At 71.7% G+C, this 16,904-nt stretch carries 18 protein-coding genes; 6 read left to right on the forward strand and 12 right to left on the reverse strand.

All coding sequences use genetic code 11. The features are described from left to right. Positions 1–18: 18 nt before the first annotated feature. The 3 genes from OG439_RS13670 to OG439_RS13680 are packed head-to-tail and all read left to right on the forward strand — an operon-like array spanning position 19 to position 1,452. On the forward strand, positions 19–444 hold the full coding sequence (locus OG439_RS13670) for an acyl-CoA thioesterase (protein ID WP_326949741.1): 426 nt from the start codon (positions 19–21) through the stop codon (positions 442–444). A gap of 4 nt (positions 445–448) precedes the next feature. After that, the gene (locus tag OG439_RS13675) at positions 449–916 is read left to right on the forward strand and encodes a tRNA (cytidine(34)-2'-O)-methyltransferase (RefSeq protein ID WP_326949742.1); all 468 of its coding nucleotides are present in this window, start codon (positions 449–451) and stop codon (positions 914–916) included. 23 nt (positions 917–939) lie between these two features. Then, the gene (locus tag OG439_RS13680) at positions 940–1,452 is read left to right on the forward strand and encodes a hypothetical protein (RefSeq protein ID WP_326949743.1); all 513 of its coding nucleotides are present in this window, start codon (positions 940–942) and stop codon (positions 1,450–1,452) included. Between the two features lie 35 nt (positions 1,453–1,487). On the opposite strand, the gene OG439_RS13685 is transcribed toward OG439_RS13680, so the two are convergent. The 5 genes from OG439_RS13685 to OG439_RS13705 all read right to left on the reverse strand — a co-directional run bounded on the left by OG439_RS13685 (position 1,488) and on the right by OG439_RS13705 (position 5,921). Beyond that, on the reverse strand, positions 1,488–2,468 hold the full coding sequence (locus OG439_RS13685) for a VWA domain-containing protein (RefSeq protein ID WP_247051936.1): 981 nt from the start codon (positions 2,466–2,468) through the stop codon (positions 1,488–1,490). Next, complete coding sequence (locus tag OG439_RS13690; protein WP_326949744.1) at positions 2,465–3,409, reverse strand: DUF58 domain-containing protein; 945 nt, start codon at positions 3,407–3,409, stop codon at positions 2,465–2,467. Before OG439_RS13690 ends, OG439_RS13685 begins: the two co-directional genes overlap by 4 nt. A gap of 7 nt (positions 3,410–3,416) precedes the next feature. After that, positions 3,417–4,490 (reverse strand): AAA family ATPase, encoded by a 1,074-nt coding sequence (locus OG439_RS13695; protein ID WP_247051938.1) that lies wholly within the window; start codon positions 4,488–4,490, stop codon positions 3,417–3,419. Between the two features lie 162 nt (positions 4,491–4,652). Next, positions 4,653–5,207 (reverse strand): molybdenum cofactor guanylyltransferase, encoded by a 555-nt coding sequence (mobA, locus tag OG439_RS13700; RefSeq protein WP_326949745.1) that lies wholly within the window; start codon positions 5,205–5,207, stop codon positions 4,653–4,655. A gap of 9 nt (positions 5,208–5,216) precedes the next feature. Next, positions 5,217–5,921 (reverse strand): SAM-dependent methyltransferase, encoded by a 705-nt coding sequence (locus OG439_RS13705; protein ID WP_326949746.1) that lies wholly within the window; start codon positions 5,919–5,921, stop codon positions 5,217–5,219. 59 nt (positions 5,922–5,980) lie between these two features. Here OG439_RS13705 and OG439_RS13710 point away from each other — a divergent pair, with 59 nt between their 5' ends. After that, on the forward strand, positions 5,981–6,376 hold the full coding sequence (locus OG439_RS13710) for a DUF1801 domain-containing protein (protein ID WP_247051941.1): 396 nt from the start codon (positions 5,981–5,983) through the stop codon (positions 6,374–6,376). Position 6,377: 1 nt separating this feature from the next. Here OG439_RS13710 and OG439_RS13715 read toward each other — a convergent pair whose 3' ends face one another. After that, the gene (locus tag OG439_RS13715; protein ID WP_442792303.1) at positions 6,378–7,733 is read right to left on the reverse strand and encodes an NlpC/P60 family protein; all 1,356 of its coding nucleotides are present in this window, start codon (positions 7,731–7,733) and stop codon (positions 6,378–6,380) included. Positions 7,734–8,061: 328 nt separating this feature from the next. On the opposite strand from OG439_RS13715, the gene OG439_RS13720 reads away from it, so the two are divergent. Together OG439_RS13720 and OG439_RS13725 are read left to right on the forward strand one after the other, a co-directional pair. Further along, positions 8,062–10,893: an aconitate hydratase gene (locus OG439_RS13720; protein ID WP_326949747.1), complete on the forward strand. Its 2,832-nt coding sequence runs from the start codon at positions 8,062–8,064 to the stop codon at positions 10,891–10,893. Positions 10,894–10,963: 70 nt separating this feature from the next. After that, positions 10,964–11,755, forward strand: a complete 792-nt coding sequence (locus OG439_RS13725; RefSeq protein ID WP_326949748.1) for an alpha/beta fold hydrolase — start codon at positions 10,964–10,966, stop codon at positions 11,753–11,755. On the opposite strand, the gene OG439_RS13730 is transcribed toward OG439_RS13725, so the two are convergent. The 6 genes from OG439_RS13730 to egtC all read right to left on the reverse strand — a co-directional run bounded on the left by OG439_RS13730 (position 11,752) and on the right by egtC (position 16,900). After that, complete coding sequence (locus tag OG439_RS13730) at positions 11,752–11,910, reverse strand: hypothetical protein (RefSeq protein WP_326949749.1); 159 nt, start codon at positions 11,908–11,910, stop codon at positions 11,752–11,754. The genes OG439_RS13725 and OG439_RS13730 overlap by 4 nt on opposite strands. Before the next feature lie 113 nt (positions 11,911–12,023). Beyond that, complete coding sequence (locus OG439_RS13735) at positions 12,024–12,731, reverse strand: MgtC/SapB family protein (RefSeq protein ID WP_326949750.1); 708 nt, start codon at positions 12,729–12,731, stop codon at positions 12,024–12,026. Between the two features lie 212 nt (positions 12,732–12,943). Then, on the reverse strand, positions 12,944–14,539 hold the full coding sequence (locus OG439_RS13740; protein ID WP_326951545.1) for an alpha/beta hydrolase: 1,596 nt from the start codon (positions 14,537–14,539) through the stop codon (positions 12,944–12,946). Between the two features lie 141 nt (positions 14,540–14,680). Continuing rightward, positions 14,681–15,103 (reverse strand): nitroreductase family deazaflavin-dependent oxidoreductase, encoded by a 423-nt coding sequence (locus OG439_RS13745; RefSeq protein WP_326951546.1) that lies wholly within the window; start codon positions 15,101–15,103, stop codon positions 14,681–14,683. Positions 15,104–15,149: 46 nt separating this feature from the next. After that, positions 15,150–16,127 carry an L-histidine N(alpha)-methyltransferase gene (gene egtD, locus OG439_RS13750; protein WP_326949751.1) on the reverse strand — a complete coding sequence of 326 codons (978 nt, stop codon included), beginning with the start codon at positions 16,125–16,127 and terminating at the stop codon, positions 15,150–15,152. Beyond that, a complete protein-coding gene (gene egtC, locus OG439_RS13755; RefSeq protein WP_326949752.1) occupies positions 16,124–16,900 on the reverse strand; it encodes an ergothioneine biosynthesis protein EgtC in 777 nt (258 codons plus the stop codon). The genes egtD and egtC overlap by 4 nt, the downstream gene beginning before the upstream one ends. Positions 16,901–16,904: the final 4 nt, after the last annotated feature.

The raw sequence follows: 16,904 nt of genomic DNA on the forward strand, positions 1-16,904 counted from the left end.
GCTCGCTAGATTGGCGCGGTGACCGAACCCCGCCGGCCGATCGTCGAAATGCCGCTGCGCGTGCGCTACCACGAATGCGACGGCCAGGGCATCGTGTTCAACGCCCACTACATGGCCTATGTGGACATGTGCGCGTTCGAGGCGGAGAAGGCCCTCTTCGGCTCCCACGACGAGTTCCTCGCGCACCGCACGGACGTCGTGGTCGCGGAGGCGAACCTGAAGTTCCGCGCACCGGCCCGCTACGACGAGGAACTGGTCGTGTCGCAGTTCATCGTCCGCCTCGGGACGACGTCGATGGTCCACGACTTCGAGATCCGCCGCGGCGGCGCGCTGATCAGCGAGGCGACCCTGCGGTACGTGTTCGTCGACCCGGCGACGATCCGCCCGGCCGCGCCGCCGGACGCCGTCCGCAAGCAGTACGCCGCGTTCCTGGCCGAGGGCTGAGCCGGTGTTCCGCGTTCTGTTCTACCACCCCGAAATCCCGCCCAACACCGGCAACGCGATCCGCCTCGCGGCCAACACCGGCTGCGAGCTGCACCTGGTCGAGCCGCTCGGATTCACCCTGGAGGACAAGCAGCTGCGCCGCGCCGGGCTCGACTACCACGACCTCGCGCGGGTCCGGGTGCACGCGGACCTCGACGCGGCGTGGCAGGCGCTGCTGCCGGCGAACGTCTACGCGTTCAGCGCGTCCGCCACCCGGCTGCACACCGACGTCGCCTACACCCCCGGCGACGTCCTGCTGTTCGGGCCGGAGTCGGTCGGGCTGCCCGCCGACGTCCAGCAGGCGCCCGAGGTGACCGACCGGGTGCGGCTGCCGATGCTGCCGACCAGCCGCTCGCTCAACCTCGCCAACACCGCGGCGATCGCGATCTACGAGGCCTGGCGGCAGAACGGGTTCGCCGTTCCGGAGGCCTGACCGGCGTCCGGTAGGTTCGCCCGGTGCGACAGCAATTCCTGGGGGCGCTCATCGGCGCCGCGTTCGGTGCCGTGTTCGTCCTGGTCAACTCCGGTGACCCGCTGCCGGCCGTGGCCGGCTGGATCCTGCGCGGCCTCGCCGTCGTCGCGCTGGCCGCCGTGATGGTCGTCGGGTTCCGCGCGGGCGAGCGCCCCACGCTGGCGGACCGGCCGATGTTCGGGCCGAGCTACCGGGTGATCGTCATCGGCGAAGTGGTGCTGCTGATCGCCGGGTTCTTCGTGCTCAGCCTGCTCGACGCGCCGGTGCAGGCCAACGTCGCGTGGATCGCCACGATCGTCGGGCTGCACTTCGTGGCGCTGGCGTCGGCGTGGAAGACACGCTCGATCCTCGTCGTCGGCGCGGTCCTGACGGTGCTCGGCGTCGTGGGCCTGGTCCTGCTCGGGACGGCGGCGCTGCCGTGGGTCCCGTTCGTCAGCGGCACGCTCTCCGGCGTCACCCTCTTGGCGGGGAGCCTGTACGGCGTCCGCCGCGCCTGAAAGGCGGCACTTTCACGTGAAAGTGCCGCCTTCGCTCAGGGGAGCCGCTGGCCGTAGAAGAGGCTCGCCGCGGCGCCCAGCATCAGGATCAGCGTCCCGACGACCAGCCACGGCTTGCTCGCGTCGGCGTCCTTGATCTCGTAGCCGATCTGCTCGCCGAGGTCGCCGTAGACCTTCTTCAGCTCTTCCGCGCTGGCCGCCTTGTAGAACTCGCCGCCGGACAGGCGCGCGATCTCGCGCAGCGACTCGTCGTCGACGCTCACCGGCTGGGCCTTGCCCTCGATGTCGACCGAGCCGTGCGTGGTGCCGAAGGAGATCGACGAGATCGGCACGCCGGCCTGCTTCGCCGCCTGCGCCGCGGTGTAGCCGCCGCGGGCCGCGTACAGGTCCTCCGGGACGGTCTGCTTGCCGTCGGACATCAGCACTATGCGCGCCGGCGGCGGTCCGTCGGCGCCGCCCACGACGCTGGAGAAGCTCTCCACCGACTGCAGGGCCGCGAAGATGCCCTCACCGGTGGCCGTGGACTGCGCCAGTTTCAGGTTGTCGATCGCCTTGATGACGCCGTTGCGGTCGGTGGTCGGGTTGACCAGCACCGTCGCGGTGCCCGCGAAGGAGATCAGCCCCAGGTTGATCCCCGGGGTCATGTTCTGCGCGAACTGCGTCGCCGCGTCCTGGGCCGCCTTCAGCCGCGTCGGCGCGACGTCGGTGGCCTCCATCGACAGCGACACGTCGATCACCAGCATCACGGTCGCCCGGTTGCGCGGCACCTTCTGCTCGGCGGTCGGGCCGGCCAGCGCCACGGTCAGCAGCAGCAGCGACAGCACGATCAGCACCGCCGGCACGTGCCGGACCCAGCCCTGGCTCTTCGGCGCGACCTTCTCCAGCAGCTCCAGGTTCGCGAACCGCATGGTCCGCTTCCGGCGCGCCCGCTGCGCCAGGACGTACCCGACGGCGACCGCCGCCACGGCGATCAGCAGCAGGAACCACCAGGGCGCGGTGAACCCCGTCAAGCTCACGCGACACCCCCGGACCAGCGCCGCTTGCGGGCGACGACGAACCGGACCATGTCGGCGATCCAGTCGGCGTCGGTGCGCAGCGTCAGGTGCGCCGCACCCGCGCGCCGCAGGCCGGCCGCCACCGTCTGCCGGTGGGCGTGGGCCGCGGCCCCGAACTCCTTGCGCAGCAAGGCCGAAGCGTGCACTTCGCGCTGTTTCCCTGTCTCCGGGTCGGCCAGCACGACGGTGCCCACCTCGGGCAGGTCGATGTCGCGCGGGTCGAGGACTTCGATCGCGATCAGTTCGTGGCGCCCGCCGAGCGCCCGCAGCGGCCGCTCCCAGGTCGGCTCGCCCAGGAAGTCGGAGATCACCACGGCCAGGCCCCGGCGGCGCGGCGGCCGGCGCAGCGCCTCCAAGGCGTCGGCGAAGTCACCCCGGGTGCCTTCGGGCGCGCGCGGCGTCGCGGCGATCTTGCGGACCAGGCCGCGAGCGTGCGCGAGGCCGCCGCGCGCGGGGACGCGGGTGGTCTCGGCGCCGTTGGACAGCAGCGCGCCGATCCGGTTGCCACCGCCCCCGGTCAGGTGCGCGACCGCCGCGACCGCGCAGACCACCAGGTCCCGCTTCTCGCACAGCGCCGTGCCGAAGTCGAGGCTCGCCGACAGGTCGGCGACCACCCAGGTCTCCAGCTCGCGGTCGGCCACCGTCTCGCGGATGTGCGGGGTCGTGGTGCGGGCGGTGACGGCCCAGTCCATCCGGCGCACGTCGTCGCCGGGCTGGTACGGCCGCGCCTCGCCGGGCTCGGACCCCGGCCCCGGCACCAGGCCGAGGTGGTTGCCCTGCAGCAGGCCGTCGAGCCGGCGGCGGACGTCGAGCTCCAGCGTGCGGAGCCCGGCCTCCAGCCGGTCGCCGCGCAGGACCGGCGGGGCCCACGAAGGGCGCTCGCCCTTCTCGTTCTTCGCCATCGCCGGGTTACCTGACCGGCGCGCCCGCCGGGACCGGGCCGCCCTGGCCGGCCCCGCCCTGCGGCCGGGCCGAGACCTGCGGCAACGGCACGGTCTGCAGCACGCGGGTGATGATGTGGTCGATGGGGACGCCGTCGGCGAGGGCGTCGTAGGACAGCACGAGCCGGTGGCGCAGCACGTCCGGCACGACGTCGACGACGTCCTGCGGCAGCACGTAGTCGCGGCCGCGGACCAGGGCCAGCGCCCGCGAGGCGGCGATGATGCCGAGGCTGGCGCGCGGCGAGGCGCCGTAGGACACCCAGCCGGCGACGTCGGCGAGGCCGTGGTCGTTCGGCGTGCGGGTGGTCAGCACGAGCCGCACGACGTAGTCGACCAGCGCGTGGTGCACGAAGACCTGCGCGGCGACGCCCTGGAGGCGGACGAGCTCGCCCGGGCTGAGCACCTCGTGCGGGGTGGGCGGCGTGACGCCCATCCGGTAGATGATCTCGCGCTCCTCCTCGGCGGAGGGGTACTCGACGAGGATCTTGAACAGGAACCGGTCACGCTGCGCTTCCGGCAGCGGGTACACGCCCTCGTTCTCGATCGGGTTCTGCGTGGCGAGCACGAGGAACGGGTCCGGCATCGGGAACGTCTGGCCGCCGATCGACACGTGCCGCTCGGCCATCACCTCGAGCATCGCCGACTGCACCTTCGCCGGCGCGCGGTTGATCTCGTCGGCGAGCACGAAGTTGGCCACGACCGGGCCGAGCTCGACGTCGAACCGCTCGGCGCCCTGGCGGTAGATCCGGGTGCCGAGGATGTCGGCCGGCACCAGGTCCGGGGTGAACTGCACGCGCGAGAACGAGCCCCCGACGACCCGCGCGAACGTCTCGACGGCCAGCGTCTTCGCGACACCGGGCACGCCTTCGAGCAGCAGGTGGCCCTTGGCCAGCAGGCCGACCAGCATCCGCTCGACCAGGCGGTCCTGGCCGACGATGATCCGCTTGACCTCGAACACGGTCCGCTCCAGCAACTGGGCGTCCCGCGCCGGCGTGGCGGGCTGCTGCCCGTTCCCGCCCTCGGCGTAGCCGGGCTCGGTCACTCTGCCTCCTTGTTGAGTCCGTGCGCCGCCCCCGCGACGTTGATCACGCGGTGCGACCGTACTGCGTCCCCCGGTCGTCCGTCCGTCCGGCACGCGGACGCACGGGCAGGCCCGTGAGGGTAGCCAACACGGTGCCCGGTGTGACATCTGTGAAGCACCGGCTCAGGACAACCGGTCCAGGTCCTCGGGGGTGTCGATGTCGTCGGCCTCCCCCGGCTCGGCCGGGACGTCCACGATGTCCAGCGCGCCGAGCGTCCGGCGCAGGGCCGCGTTCTCCGGGTGCTCGGGCAGCGCGGCCCGCAGCGCCGGCACCCGCCAGACGCCGAGCAGCCACTGGCGGGCCCCCGCCGCGTCGACCAGGACCGCACCATCGGCACTGTCGGCGCCGCCGACCGCGGCCACCAGGCGGTCCACTGTGGACCGGCGGACGCCGGGCAGATCGGCGGCGAGCACGGCGACCGCTTCGACGTCCTCGGGCACGAAGAGGAGCCCGGCGGCGACCGCGGCCACCGGCCCGGTGCCCGGCACGGGCTCGCGGGTCCACACGACGTCGAAACCGGGCCGTCGCGGGCCGACCGCGATCACCCGTTCGGCGCCCTCGAGGGCGTGGATGGCACGGGTCAGCAACGGTTTTCCGCCCACGTTCAGGGCCGGCTTGTCCACACCGGACAGTCTGCGGGCCGACCCGCCGGCCACCACGATCCCCGCGTACCGCACCCCGGGACCCTAGCGGCCCAGCACGAGGTAGGAGAAGCCCAGCACACCGCGGTAGTCCCCGACGTACTGCCGCAGCCGTTCGCCGAGCCAGGCGCGCACCTCGGCCGCCCGCGGATCGGCCGGATGGGCCAGTACCCACTCCTGCCACGCGGCCCGCGACGTCGACTCGAAGTCGTCCCATTCGAGCTGGTCCGCGACGCTCAGGTGGAGCACCTGCCAACCCGCGGCACCGGCGGCGCCGAGCAGGTCCGGCAAGGTCAGGACGTCCTCGCCGAAGATCCCGACCGCCGCCGGGGCCGGCGGCGCGGCCCAGAAGCCGTCGCCGTAGAGCAGCCGTCCTCCGGGCGGGACCACCGTCGCGAGGCGCTCCAGCGCGGCCCGGGACGAGCCGAAGGCGTGCGAAGCGCCGACGCAGAACACCCGCTCGGCCGGCGTTTCCCAGGTCGCGGCATCCGCCTCGACGAACTCGATGTCGCGGCCCGCGACCGCCGCCCGCCCGCGTTCGAGGCCGGTGACCTCGGTGTCGACGCCGACCCCGCGCAGGCCCGGCGTCCGGGCGACGGCCCGCAGCAGCAGTTCACCCCAGCCGCAGCCGAGGTCGGTCACCGTGCCGGTGAGCGTCATGCGGTCGAGCAGCAGCTCGGCGTGTGCTTCGGACAAGGGCGTGTTCCAGCGCATCCGGGTGCGCCGCAGCGCGTTCAGTTCGTCGTCCACCGGGCGATCCTGGGCCGCGACGCTGCTGCCGTCGAGCGAGTTTCGGCGATACTCGACGCGTGACCTACACCGTCGAACCGCGCGTCGACGCCTACATCGACGCCCTGCCCGAGTGGCAGCAGGCGATCTGCCGCGAGGTCCGCGAGCTCGTCCACGCGGCGGATCCCGAGGTGACCGAGACGATCAAGCGCACCCGCCAGCCGTACTTCGTGCTGGACGGCAACATCTGCGCGCTGCTCGCGGCGAAGGACCACGTCAACGTCTTCGTCTACGACGGCGGCATCGTGCCCGACCCGGACGGCATCATCACCGCCGGGCACGGCAACAAGACCGCGCGGACGGTCGCCTTCCGCCGCGGCGAGCCGATCAACGCGCCCGCCCTCACCGCGATGTTCCGGCAGATCATCGCGAACAACCGGGCCGGTGGCTGGCGCAAGCTGAAGCGCGACGCCTGAGTCAGCCGACCAGGCGCGTCGCGTACGGCATGATCCCGCCGTAGCGCACCGGGGCGATCCGGACGCGGAGCCCGGACTGCGGGGCCTCGACCATCTGGCCGCCGCCGAGGTAGAGCGCGACGTGGTGGATGCCGCCCGCGCCGCCGTAGAACAGCATGTCGCCGCGGCGCATCTGCGACAGCGGGACCCGGCGGCCGGACGTGTACTGGTAGCCGCTGTAGTGCGACAGCGACCGGACCCCGGCGAAGGCGTAGATCATCAGGCCGGAGCAGTCGAAGCCGATCTTGTTGTAGTCGCCGTAGCGGTCGGCGACGCCGCCGTCGCGGATGCCGCGGGTCGGGCCGCTCGCGTTGCCGCCGCCCCAGGCGTAGGGCATGCCGAGCTTGGACAGCGCCCGGGCGATCACGGCCTCGATCGACGCGCCGGCCGGGGCCGACGGGCGGGACCCGGCGGACGGGCGGCCACCGCCGCCACCCCCGGACGACGCGAGCGCGGCCTGCCGGGCGCGCTCGTCGTCCTCGCGCTGCTTCTGCGCGAGCCAGTCCTGGTAGCGCTGGCGCTGCCCCTGCAGGCCGTTGACCTTGGCCTGCGCGGTGTAGAGCTGCTGCTCGACGCTCGACTTGTTGGCTTCGAGGGCCGAGTTCTGCGTCTGCTGGTTGTCCTGCGCGCTGACGGCGGCGTTCTGCGCGGCGTCGGCGCCGTTCTTCGCCTGCCGCGCGGCGTCCTGCTTCTGCTGGGCGATCTCGGCGGCCTTGCGGGCCGCGGAATCCTTGTTCGACTTCTCGGTCTGCGCCTGCTGGAGCCGGTCGAGGGCGTTGAGCCGGTCGCCGCCGACGGCGTCGAGCAGCTGCGCGCGGGCCAGCATGTCCTTCGGGCTGTCGGCGCTCAGGTACGCCGAGAGCGAGCCGACCGTGCTGCCCTGCTGGAAGCTGGCGGCGGCGAACGACTTCAGGTCGGTGCGCGCCTTCTCGATCGCTCCGGCCGCCGCGTCCGCCTCGGTCCGGGCGGCCTTCGCGTCGTTCTCGGCCTGCGCCGCCGCGTCCTGGGCGGTCTGCAGGTCGACCAGGGCCTTGTTGGCCTCTTCCTGCTTCAGCTCGACGTCGTCCTGCAGCTGTGACAGCTTCTGCTCGGCCTGGGCCAGCTGGTTGGTCAGCCGGCCGACCTCGCCGGCCTTGGCGTTCGCCTGGGCCTTGCTGGAGTCGATGTCCGAGTCGCTGGGGTTGGGCGGCGGCGGGGGCGCCGCGAGCCCCGTGCCCCCCGCGCCGAACAAGATCACCAAGGCCAGGGTGCTCACGGTCAGTCCACGGCGCCCGCTCGGCACACACCAGCCCTTGCGCCGTTCCGGCACGACCGCCACCTCCGCTCACCTGCGCACATCGCGCGTCACTGCAGTCACACCACTATCACAAGCCTCAGCGGAAACTTACACACCGTAGGCACCAATTCCCCTTATTGAGGGACCCCTCGTGCGGATGGCGCAGCCCACACCGCGTGTCGTCTTGAACCCTAAACAGGACACGCGTACTGTTTGAGGCACCGCGAGGTGTGCCATCCCGCAGCCGGTCCTACGGTGGGGGTGCGCAAGACTCGCGTCCGCCTCGTGCGGACCTGCACGACCCCGAGCACGACACCCGAACTGACCGAACCTGACCCGGGACTCGACCGCCGCACCGGCGCGGAAGTCCATGCCACTGGAGTTAGACGTGACCGCACCTGCCAGCAAGGACAGCTTCGGCGCCAAAGACACGCTGAAGGTCGGCGACGCCTCGTACGAGGTGTTCCGCCTGAACAAGGTCGAGGGCGCCGAGCGCCTGCCGTACAGCCTGAAGATCCTGCTCGAGAACCTGCTGCGCACCGAGGACGGCGCGAACATCACCGCCGACCACATCCGCGCGCTGGGCTCGTGGGACCCGAACGCCGACCCCTCCATCGAGATCCAGTTCACGCCCGCCCGCGTGATCATGCAGGACTTCACCGGCGTCCCCTGCGTCGTCGACCTCGCCACCATGCGCGAAGCGGTCACGGACCTCGGCGGCGACCCCGACAAGGTGAACCCGCTCGCCCCGGCCGAGCTGGTCATCGACCACTCGGTGATCATCGACGTCTTCGGCACCCCCGACGCCTTCGAGCGCAACGTCGAGATCGAGTACGAGCGCAACCGCGAGCGCTACCAGTTCCTGCGCTGGGGCCAGGGCGCCTTCGACGAGTTCAAGGTCGTCCCGCCGGGCACCGGCATCGTGCACCAGGTCAACATCGAGCACCTCGCGCGCACGGTGATGTCCCGCAACGGGCAGGCCTACCCCGACTCCTGCGTCGGCACCGACTCGCACACCACCATGGTCAACGGCCTGGGCGTGCTGGGCTGGGGCGTCGGCGGCATCGAGGCCGAGGCCGCCATGCTGGGCCAGCCGGTCTCGATGCTGATCCCGCGCGTCGTCGGCTTCAAGCTGACCGGCGAGATCCCCACCGGCGTCACCGCGACCGACGTCGTGCTGACCATCACCGAGATGCTGCGCCGCCACGGCGTGGTCTCCAAGTTCGTCGAGTTCTACGGCGACGGCGTGAGCGCGGTGCCGCTGGCCAACCGCGCCACCATCGGCAACATGAGCCCGGAGTTCGGCTCCACCGCGGCGATCTTCCCGATCGACGAGGAGACCGTCCGCTACCTCAAGCTGACCGGCCGCTCCGCCGAGCAGGTCGCCCTCGTCGAGGCGTACGCCAAGGAGCAGGGCCTCTGGCACGACGCCTCGCACGAGCCGCAGTTCTCCGAGTACATCGAGCTGGACCTCTCGACGGTCGTCCCGTCGATCGCCGGCCCGAAGCGCCCGCAGGACCGCATCGAGCTGACCGACGCGAAGTCGTCGTTCCGCAAGTCGGTGCACGACTACGTCGACGGCGAAGACACCACCCCGCACACCAAGGTCGACGAAGCCTCGGAAGAGTCCTTCCCGGCCAGCGACGCGCCGTCGCTGTCGTTCGCCGAGGACGACGCCGCGCCGGTGATCGTCTCCGCCGCGAACGGCGCCTCGGGCCGCCCGACCAAGCCGGTCAAGGTCTCGACGTCCGACCGCGGCGAGTTCGTGCTCGACCACGGCGCCGTCGTGATCGCCTCGATCACCTCGTGCACCAACACCTCGAACCCGTCGGTCATGCTCGGCGCCGCGCTGCTCGCGCGCAACGCCGTGGACAAGGGCCTCGCGGTGAAGCCGTGGGTCAAGACGTCGATGGCACCGGGCTCGCAGGTCGTCACCGACTACTACAACAAGGCCGGGCTCTGGCCGTACCTGGAGAAGCTGGGCTACCACCTGGTCGGCTACGGCTGCACCACGTGCATCGGCAACTCCGGCCCGCTCTCGGACGAGATCTCCGCGGCGATCCAGGAGAACGACCTCACGGCGGTCTCGGTGCTCTCGGGCAACCGGAACTTCGAAGGCCGGATCAACCCCGACGTCAAGATGAACTACCTGGCGTCGCCGCCGCTGGTCATCGCCTACGCGCTGGCCGGGACGATGGACTTCGACTTCGCGAACCAGCCGCTGGGCCAGGCCACCGACGGCACCGACGTGTTCCTCAAGGACATCTGGCCGACGCCGCAGGAGATCCAGGAGACCATCGACTCCTCGATCACGCAGGAGATGTTCACCAAGGACTACGCCGACGTCTTCGACGGCGGCGACCGCTGGAAGGCGCTGCCCACGCCCGAAGGCAAGACCTTCGAGTGGGACGCCGAGTCCACCTACGTCCGGAAGCCCCCGTACTTCGAGGGCATGCAGGCCGAGCCGGCGCCGGTCACCGACATCTCCGGCGCGCGCGTGCTGGCGAAGCTGGGCGACTCGGTCACGACCGACCACATCTCCCCCGCCGGCGCGATCAAGCCGGGCACCCCGGCCGCGCAGTACCTGACCGAGCACGGCGTGGAGAAGAAGGACTTCAACTCCTACGGCTCGCGGCGCGGCAACCACGAGGTGATGATCCGCGGCACCTTCGCGAACATCCGGCTGCGCAACCAGCTCCTGGACGACGTGCAGGGTGGCTACACCCGCGACTTCACCCAGGACGACGCCCCGCAGGCGTTCATCTACGACGCGGCGCAGAACTACGCGGCGCAGGGCACGCCGCTGGTCGTGCTGGGCGGCAAGGAGTACGGCTCGGGCTCGTCGCGCGACTGGGCGGCCAAGGGCACCTCGCTGCTGGGCGTGCGTGCGGTGATCACCGAGTCGTTCGAGCGCATCCACCGGTCGAACCTGATCGGCATGGGCGTCATCCCGCTGCAGTTCCCGCAGGGCGAGTCGGCGGCGTCGCTGAAGCTGGACGGCACCGAGACGTTCGACATCTCGGGCATCACCAAGCTGAACGACGGCGAGACCCCGCGCACCGTGCACGTCACGGCGACCCGCACCGACGGCACGAAGGTGGAGTTCGAGGCGGACGTCCGCATCGACACCCCGGGTGAGGCGGACTACTACCGCAACGGCGGCATCCTGCAGTACGTGCTGCGGAAGATGACGAACGCGTAAGGGTTCCCCGCTTGACGAAAGGCCTCCTCGCCGGTCCCGGCGGGGAGGCCTTTTCGCTACGGTGGCGGGCATGGGGGAACGCATCGAGCTCGACGACGGCCACCTCTCCTACGAGGAACGCGGCGAAGGCCCGCCGGTGGTGTTCCTGCACGCGGGCGGGATGACCCGCGCGATGTGGGAGCGGCAGTTCACCCGCTTCGCCGGTGCGCACCGCGTGATCCGCTACGACGCCCGCGGCAGCGGCGGCTCGTCGGACCCGTCGGGTCCCTTCTCCCACCGCGAGGACCTGAAGCAGCTGCTCGACGCCTTGGCCGTGGAGCACCCGGTGCTGGTCGGCTGCTCACTCGGCAGCCGGGTGTTCCTCGACTTCGCCCTGGCCCACCCCGACCGGGCGGCCGGGTTGTTCCTCAGCTCGCCGGGGATCAGCGGGATGGAGTTCCAGGACCCGTTCGTGCTGCGCCTGCTGGCCGAGGCGGGCGAGGCGGCCCGGTCGGGCGACGGCGCCGCGGTCCTGGAGTGCGTCCTGCGGTTGTGGGTCGACGGCCCGCACCGCACGCCCGCCGAGGTGGACCCGGCGGTCCGGCGGCTGTGCCGGGACATGCTGGCCGACAACTTCGGCCAGGGCCACGGCGCCCCCGATCCGGGCACCGAACTGGGCGCGATCGGCCGGGTCGCGGAGATCCGCACCCGCACGCTGGTGGTCACGGGAGACCTGGACGCCACGGACATCTTCGCGGTGGCCGACCTGCTGGAGCGCGAAGCCCCGCACGCGCGCCGGGTCCGGGCACCCGGCGCCGCGCACATGGTGAACCTCGACCAACCCGACCGGTTCGGCGAGCTGCTCGAGGAGTTCCTCGCCTAAGCGGGCACAGCTTCCCAGCGCACGCTGGATACCGCGGGCTCCAACTGGGCGTCGTCGCGCCGGTCGGCGGCCAGCTCGGCACGCACCTCGACCGTGCGATCCTCCGGACGGTCCGTGCTCAGCACCGACAGCAGCCGGAAGTCCGTGCGCGCCAACACTTGTACCAGCAAGGCTCGCACGCACGCCGGGGCCGGGTACCCGGCGCCGCGCACATGGTGAACCTCGAGCAACCCGACCGGTTCGGCGAGCTGCTCGAGGATTTCCTCGCCTAAGCGGGCACGGCTTCCCAGCGCACGCTGGACACCGCAGGCTCCAGCGACAGCCGGGACACCGCGGACTCCATCTGTGCGTCGTCCCGCTGATCGGCGGCCAGCTCGGCACGCACCTCGACCGTGCGGTCCTCCGGACGGTCCGTGCTCAGCACCGACAGCAGCCGGAAGTCCGTGCGCGCCAAGGCTTGTACGAGCAACGCGCGGACGTGGGCCTCGGAGTCGTCGCGGGTGACGGCCTGGAACTCGTAGCGGGCCGGGGTTTCGTCGCCCGAGTCCGGGCGGCGGTCGACGACGCGGCCGAGCGGGCGCAGCACCACGTTCACCCCGACCACGACCGCCGTCCCGGCCAAGGCGACCGCGTACAACCCCGATCCCGCAAGGGATCCCACGGCGGCCGAGCACCACAGCGTCGCGGCGGTGTTGAGGCCGCGGACGTTGAGGCCGTCGCGCATGATCACGCCGGCACCGAGGAACCCGATGCCGGAGACGATCTGCGCGGCCACCCGCGTCGGGTCGGCGTCACCGCTGCCGGACAGGCCGCCGAAACCGTGGGCGGACAGCAGGACGAACAAGGTCGCGCCCACCGCGACGAGGGCGTTGGTGCGCAGCCCGGCCATCCGGGCGCGGAACTGGCGCTCGAACCCGATGACGGCGCCGAGGCCGACGCCGGTGCCCACGCGCAGCAGCATTTCGAAGGTGGTCATGATCCGGCTCTTTTCCGGCGTGCGCGCACTGCCGGACAGAAGGCGGCCGGACGTCAGCCCAGCCGGAAACCTCCGGTGAGCGCGCGCCCGGCCGTCCGATGACTGTCCGCTGGCATGTGCCGCTCACCTCGCTTCCGTACTAGTGATGATCAACCTGAGCCAGGGTAGCCGGTCCCGCGGCCCGGGTGCGGGCCGCGGGACCGGGCTCACACTCAGAAGGGCTGGACGTTCGGCTGGAACACCTGGCCGTTCGCCGGCACCGTCAGGTCGGTCAGGTACGCCGCCACGGCCTGGTCGACGCCGAGGGCGTCACCGAGGATGCAGTGGCCGAACGCGTCGACCGACAGCAGCCGGGAGTTGCCCAGCTCGGCCGCCATCTGCTGGCCGAACTTGTACCGCGTCGCGGGGTCGTAGTAGTTGCTGACCACGACGACCGGGACGTCGGTCTTCGCCTGCCACGGACCGCGGTAGACGTCCGGCTTCTTCGCCGGCCACACCGGGCAGCCCGCCGTGTCGGCGAAGGCCTGGTAGCGGCCGAAGGTGCGCGACTCGCGCTCCCACTTGGCGGCGATGTCCGGCACCTGGTCCTGCTTGATCTTGAACGGCTTGTCGGAGCAGTTGACGGCGAAGTACGAGTCGTCGCTGGTGTACGGGCTGTCCGGGTTCTGGTCCGCCAGCCCCTGCTTGCCCTTCACGATCAGCTTGAGCTGCCGGGCCTGCAGGGTCTGGGCCTGCGCGCCCGCCGGGTGGATCGTGTCGTAGAGCGCCTGCAGGTCCTCGGCCAGGCCGGGGAACGCCGACGGCGAGTACAGGATGCTCGACACCGAACCGGTGAACGCGTTGATGTCGACCGAGCCGCCGCCGGGGACGGTGATCGGCTGCTTGCGCAGGTACTCGCGCAGCTCGTCGAACTTCGCCCGCGGGGTGCCCGAGCTGAACGCGCACTTCGCGGCGGCCTCGGCGCACTTCTTCAGGAAGCCGTCGAGCGAGACCTCGAAGCCCTGCGCCCGCTGGCGGTCGTATTCGACGCCGTCCTTGGTGCGCAGCTGCGGGTCGACGTTGCCGTCGATGACGATCGCGCGGGACTGCTTCGGGAACATCGCCGCGTAGGTCGAGCCGATGAGCGTGCCGTAGGAGAAGCCGACGTAGGTCAGTTTCCGGTCGCCGACCGCCGCGCGCAGCGTGTCGACGTCCCGCACGACGTCCTTCGTGGACATGTGGTTGAGCAGCGAACCGGCGTTGTTCTTGCAGAACTGGCCGTAGTCGCGGTAGCTGGCGAGCGTGCCGGAGATCTCGGCGCGGCTCAGCGGCACCGGGACCTGGGCGCCGAAGATCTCGTCCGCGTCCTCCTGCGTGGTAAAGCAGCGCAGCGGGTTGCTCTGCCCGACCCCGCGCGGGTCGAAGCCGATCAGGTCGAAGCGGTCGAGCACCGGCGGCTGGAAGTAGTACTGGCCGCTGATCGGCATCCGCAGGCCCGAGCCGCCGGGACCACCGGGGTTGAGGAACAGCGAGCCGATCCGCGCGTCCGGGGTGCGGGCGGCGCGCTTGAGCAGGGCGATGTCGATCGTGCCCAGCGACGCGTTGTCGTGGTCGATCGGCACGCGGTAGCGCGCGCAGCTGTAGAACTTCACCTGGTCCGCGGGCACCCCGGCGAGGGTCGCGGCCGAGCAGGTCCCCCAGGCGACCGGCGCCGTGGCGCCGACGACCGCCGGCTTGACGGCGACTTCCGGCGCGGCGGTGGCGGTGCCCGCCGTGCCGGCCAGTCCCATCCCGGCCACCAGTGCCCCCACCAGCGCGAACGAGCGCACCCGGCCCCTTGTGGATCTCCGCACGACGTTTCCTCCCTAGGTCACGCACTCGCCGCGCGGTCGAGACGTCACGGCGCGTTACCCGGGAGAGACTGGCACAAACCGGTGAAAGCCGTCACCGTCCAAAAGGATGGTGCGAATCTATCGAGCCACCCGATTGAGGACGAAAACGGGCAACGGCCGCGCGGCCTCCTCCTGCTCCATCGCGTACCCCGGCCAGAACTCGAGCAGCTCACGCCACATTTCCGCGTACTCCGCGCCGGTCAGCTCGCGCGCGACGACGGCGACCGGCCGCCCGGCGAGCGCGACCTCGGCCTTCGGGTCGGCCCGCAGGTTGAGCGTCCAGGCCGGGTCGTGCGGGCGGCCCCAGTTGGACCCGGTGAGCACGAGGTCGTCGCCGTGCGGGAAGTAGAGCAGGTTCGTGCTGCGGGGCAGCCCGCTCTTGCGGCCGGTCGTCGTCAGGCGCAGGGACGGCAGCCCGGCGAGCGCCACGAGGCTCACCCGGCCGCCGAACACCCGGTGCAGTTTCTTGTCCGCCCAGACGACGAAGCCGGCCGAGCGCATCAGCCACGGCTTCGTGCCCAGGGCCCGGGCCAGCGCCCGGAGAGGATTAGCCACGCACAGATCTTGCCAGGCTCACCCCGAACCGCTGCTGGGAGTCGGTCCACCACTGGTCGAGGGCGAACCCGGCGGCGGCCAGCTCGGCCTCGACGCCGCCGGGGCGGAACTTGGCCGAGATCTCCGTGCGGATGTGCTCCCCGGCGGCGAACCGGACGGTGAGGTCCGCGCCCGGGATCCCGACGGTCAGCTCGCGGCGGGCGCGCAGCCGCATCTCGACCCACTCGTGCTCGGCGTCCCAGTGCGAGACGTGCTCGAACTCGTCGAGGTCGAAGTTCGCGCCCAGCCGGGCGTTGAGCACCCGCAGCACGTTCATGTCGAACTCGGCGGTGACGCCCGCGGCGTCGTCGTAGGCCCGCTCCAGCGTCTCGGCGTCCTTCACCAGGTCCGTGCCGAGCAGCAGCCACTCCCCCTCGTCGAGGACCTCCCGCACCGACCGGAGGAACGTCGCGCGCTCGGCGGGCAGGAAGTTGCCGATCGTGCCGCCGAGGAAGGCGACCACCCGCGGCCCGTCACCGGGCAGCAGATCGAGGTGCTGGGTGAAGTCGCCGACGACCCCCCGGACCTCCAGGCCCGGGTAGTCCGCGGAGATCGACCGGGCGGCGTCGACGAGCGCCGATTCGGAGACGTCGAGCGGGACGAACGCCGCCAGCGTGCCGTGCTTGGTGAGGGCGTCGAGCAGCAGCCGGGTCTTCTCGCTCGACCCGGACCCGAGCTCGACGAGGGTGTGCGCGCCGGTCAGCTCCGCGACGTCGCCGGCGTGCGCGGCCAGCACCTCACGCTCGCTGCGCGTCGGGTAGTACTCCGGCAGCTGGGTGATCTTCTCGAACAGCTCGCTGCCCTCGGCGTCGTAGAACCACTTGGGCGGCAGCCACTTCTGCTCGGCGGTGAGCCCGGCGACGACGTCGGCGCGCAGCTCCTCGGTGACGGCGTCGCCGGAGCGGTGGTGGTCGAGATCGGGTTCGGTCATCGGAGAGTGCCTTCCAGGGTCAGGGGAAGCAGGTCGACGCCGGCGGCGGTGGCGCGCACGGCGTGGTGGTCCGGGACGGCTTTCCAGCGCGGGTCGCCGTCGACGGGTTCGGACGCCAGCAGCACGCCCGCCGGGGTTTCCAGCAGGGACAGCGAGTGCGTCCAGGCGGTGCCGATCAGTGTTTCGCCGTCGGTGAGCAGGAAGTTGAGCCGGGAGCCGGGCGCGGCCGCCTCGACGGCGCTGGTCAGCCAGGCCACCGCCGACAGCGGGTCTTCCCCGGCCGCGAGCCGGGCCCGCAGCAGGACCCAGAGCACGACCGAGTCCGTCGGTGCCTCCAGCGTCAGCAGCTCGGTGACCGGCAGGGTCTTGGCCAGTTCGGCCAGCGAGTCGGGGAAGCCGCGGACGACGCCGTTGTGGCTGAACAGCCACCGGCCCGTGGTGAACGGCGCCGCGGCCGCCTCGGTCACCGGCATGCCGGTGGTGCCGTTGCGGGCCGCGGCGACGAACGCGTGGGTGGTGACCGCCGCGGCCAGTGGCGGCAGCGCCTCGTCCGTCCACAGTGGAGTCGAGCGGCGGTGCCGCAGGGGCAGTGCGCCGTCGGCGCCGTGGCCCGGGCCGAGGTACCAGCCCAGCCCGAAGCCGTCGGCGTTCACGGTGCCGCCGCCCCGCATGTCCGCCGGTGCGTAGGCCTGCACCAGCAGTGAATGCGGCGCGCGAAAAACCGCCTCGGCGGGCGAAACGGGCGCGCCGAGGTAGGCGAGATGCCTGCACATGGCG

The organism is Amycolatopsis sp. NBC_01307 (genome assembly GCF_035975215.1).
Lineage (GTDB): Bacteria > Actinomycetota > Actinomycetes > Mycobacteriales > Pseudonocardiaceae > Amycolatopsis.

Excerpts from the sequence above, each read along its gene's own strand:
- OG439_RS13690 (WP_326949744.1), bottom strand. The coding sequence starts at position 3,409 with ATGGCGAAGAACGAGAAGGGCGAGCGCCCTTCGTGGGCCCCGCCGGTC.
- OG439_RS13735 (WP_326949750.1), bottom strand. The coding sequence starts at position 12,731 with ATGACCACCTTCGAAATGCTGCTGCGCGTGGGCACCGGCGTCGGCCTC.
- OG439_RS13725 (WP_326949748.1), top strand. The coding sequence starts at position 10,964 with ATGGGGGAACGCATCGAGCTCGACGACGGCCACCTCTCCTACGAGGAA.
- egtD (WP_326949751.1), bottom strand. The coding sequence starts at position 16,127 with ATGACCGAACCCGATCTCGACCACCACCGCTCCGGCGACGCCGTCACC.
- egtC (WP_326949752.1), bottom strand. The coding sequence starts at position 16,900 with ATGTGCAGGCATCTCGCCTACCTCGGCGCGCCCGTTTCGCCCGCCGAG.
- OG439_RS13720 (WP_326949747.1), top strand. The coding sequence starts at position 8,062 with ATGCCACTGGAGTTAGACGTGACCGCACCTGCCAGCAAGGACAGCTTC.
- OG439_RS13745 (WP_326951546.1), bottom strand. The coding sequence starts at position 15,103 with ATGCGCTCGGCCGGCTTCGTCGTCTGGGCGGACAAGAAACTGCACCGG.